This window comes from Nonomuraea sp. NPDC003754 (assembly GCF_053605785.1).
This window is the reverse complement of record NZ_JBSGJX010000110.1, coordinates 1-3,071: the sequence shown is the minus strand read 5'-3', so window position 1 is coordinate 3,071 and position 3,071 is coordinate 1. Positions and strand designations below refer to the sequence as shown.

Genomic DNA, 3,071 nt, shown 5'->3' with positions numbered 1-3,071 from the left:
ATGAGCAATCACGTGGAGCCTTCCGGCTGATCAGGTTTCTTGTGGTGAGAGCTCTTCTACCGGGGGCTCCACGTCTGTTTCCGGGCTTCGGCGAATCCTCCCGAAAGGCCCGTAACGCCACCAGCGGAGTCCAAGAAATCCCAATCGTCCGAACTATTTCGCTGAGATCACCTCACTGACCTTGAGCGGCCGGTCAGGGATAGAGCAAGGAGGCCGCGAGGCTGCTCTCGCGCCGGCAGACTTCGTTCTGTACGACACCTCGCGCGCCTTCCGGGCTTGGACAGTCGGCGACGCTCCGAAGTGCGACAGCTCATGTGGGATCCCCGCAAATGTGGCCGACGGGATCATTCTTCGGTTTCCGCACGAGGCTCTGCCGCTCCAGAACTCCATGGTCGCCCCCCTCCTAGGTGTGCGACTCCGCGGGGACGATGGCTTCGGTGCGTTACTCAGTGGGATCCTCCGCCAGGCGATCGGACAGTCCACGTGGTCCCCCAGTGACCTCTTGCGGCTGACCACAATCGTGCTGGACCTGGTCAGCGCCTTACTGGCGCATCACATCGACGAGGACGTGACCGCGTACCAGAACGATCCTCAGCGCGTACTGTTCCTACGCATCAAGACCTTCATCGAGGAGAACTTGGCAGACCCGGAGCTGTCGCCCTCGACTATCGCAGCCGCCCACCACATTTCCCTTCGCCACCTGCACAAGATCTTCCAGAACGCGGACCTCACGGTCGCGGGCTGGATCCGCGAACGCCGACTCGAACGCTGCCGCCGCGGGCTCACCGACCCCATGATGGACCGCCTTAGCATCGGCGCCATCGCGGCCCGCTGGGGCTTCCCCAGCCATGCCCATTTCACCCGGATCTTCCACCACACCTACGGCACATCGCCGAGCAGGTACAGAGCCCTCCATCGCGGTCATGGCAACGCGGCGCATCAGCGGGACATGCGCTGACAGGCAAACGTGGTGCGTGGACGGGCAAATGCCGGGATGCCGACGCGCGGTAAATATCTATACGACCGCTCTCCGCGCGACTCACGAAAGGGCACCGGCTGACCGCGATGTGGCACACGCTGGTCAGCGATCGTGACGGCCGGCGGAACGTGGGCGCTGGCAAGCCCGGACGGCAACCACTGCCATGCACAAGTAGGGATCATATGAACCTGACGCGGATCAAGTCGGCAGCTGCCATCGGCAGCCTGGCAACGGCGCTCTTTCTAGCACCGTCGACGCCAGCACAGGCAGTCGCCAGTTGCGCCAACGGCACCCAGACAGACATTGGGTACACCATCCTTTCCGGCGGATACATTAAACTCGGCCAGCTACACAAGCTGCCCGGATCGGCCGATATCCCGGGCCGAGATTTGGATACGCAGAAACGGTGGCCGGCTGTTTGCCACAGAGGTTGAAATCAAGGGCATTGCTACACCATCGAGTCGGTCCTTTTCGCCCAAGGATCGTATTTGCCAAAACCCGAGGATCACGAGCAGATACGACACTTTTGTGGTCTTTTACCATTCGGACGGCGGAAAGACGGAGTTGCGCTCAAACTCGATCACCGTTCCGTGCGAGTAGCTTCCCCGAAGCATGAGTCACGTCCATACCTCCGATTAGCGGAAGAACGTAATTCCATGAGGCGCAACGGGGCCTCCTTTGAAGCACCAGCCGTACCGTTCCCACCATGGAATATCGCCTGGAGCGCCCCAGCGCCAGGCTAGTGCCTGCCTGATCCGGACGGCTGGGTGTGCTGAGAGTCTTACACCCGCATTACTGCGTATCGGAACGGCGCAAGGGTGCCGAAAAGAATCGGAACAACGCGACGGCTGAGGCGTGTCGGGAAACCCACGTTGCAACAGCCGTGTTACACGAAGTTTCGCAAACCAGGGAAGGATTATCTGTGCGGAAGACTGTTGCTCACCTAGGCGTGCTTGCCATTTCGCTTGGGAGTGCGATCGTAGGGCAGGTCCAGCCAGCTAGTGCGGCCATCAACTGCAGTAGCGGTACCAAGATGGACATCGGGTACACAATCAAGGATGGCGCATACATCAAGGGGTCGGCGAGCTACACCAGCTGCCCGAACCGCGCGATCCAGTCAGCCGAAATTGTGCTCCAGACAAAGATTGCGATTGGCGGCTGGAGTGACGTGAGTCAAACTCGCGTCAGGATATCAGGGATCGTCACGCCTTCTCAGAAGTCGTACTCTTTCAAGGATCTTCCTTGCAGGGCGGACACTATGATGGATTGGCGGGATTGGCGTGCGAAGGCCGTCTGGAAGCACACCTCGGGCACTACTACTAAATACTCGAATGTATTGCGGACAGTAGCGGACTGCCGGCCATAAGAGCTGAAGGAGCTGGGACCAAGCTGAACCTGGCCAGGTTGGTCCCAGCGACGAACGCTCACGGCGCCAGCGCGGCAAGGTGCCGAGACGCGACCCCCAACGCCCTTTCAGTTATAGGAGAGTAGCAAGTGAAACCCCTCAAGAAGGTTGCGGCAGTTATTGGTGCGGCGGGAATTGTAGCCAGCGGCGTCTTGGTCGCCGCCCCGGCACAAGCCGCAGGTTCCGTCATCGACATCGGCTACACGATCGTCGATGGGCGGTACATCAAGGGGTCAGGCAGTATGACGAACAACGGCGACTATACCAACGTTTGTGTGGTAATCATGGGAAAAAAGAACTCGAGCGGCTACTCGGACTACACGATGGCTTGTCGCACCAATCGGGGCTCCGTGTCGTGGAGCGCTCCGGATGTGTTCACCGGGAACTTGGAGGCACGTGCCTGCTATGAGTTCTACACTCGGATTAGCGCTTACAAGAATGGCACTCGCGTGGCCAACAAGAACTCGAATCACGTCAAGGTAGGCACCTGCGGGTAGATTCAGTGAACGTTTTTCATCCCCTGGCAGCGGAGCGCTGGTCACAGCGTGATCGCAAGGTCGGCGTTCGCCTGACCACATAGAGAAACCCCTGGTAGACGGGTTGATCACCACAATCCACACCGTCGCAACCAGGGGCTTCGGATGCTGTTCTATCGTGCTGCCGTCGATTTGTCGTCCCAGACTCTGA

At 59.7% G+C, this 3,071-nt stretch carries 2 protein-coding genes; both read left to right on the top strand.

From position 1 onward, the window contains the following. Positions 1-181: 181 nt before the first annotated feature. On the top strand, positions 182-958 hold the full coding sequence (locus ACWEVS_RS46100; RefSeq protein WP_452557576.1) for a helix-turn-helix domain-containing protein: 777 nt from the start codon (positions 182-184) through the stop codon (positions 956-958). Between the two features lie 1,515 nt (positions 959-2,473). Further along, complete coding sequence (locus ACWEVS_RS46095) at positions 2,474-2,881, top strand: hypothetical protein (RefSeq protein WP_452419615.1); 408 nt, start codon at positions 2,474-2,476, stop codon at positions 2,879-2,881. Positions 2,882-3,071: the final 190 nt, after the last annotated feature.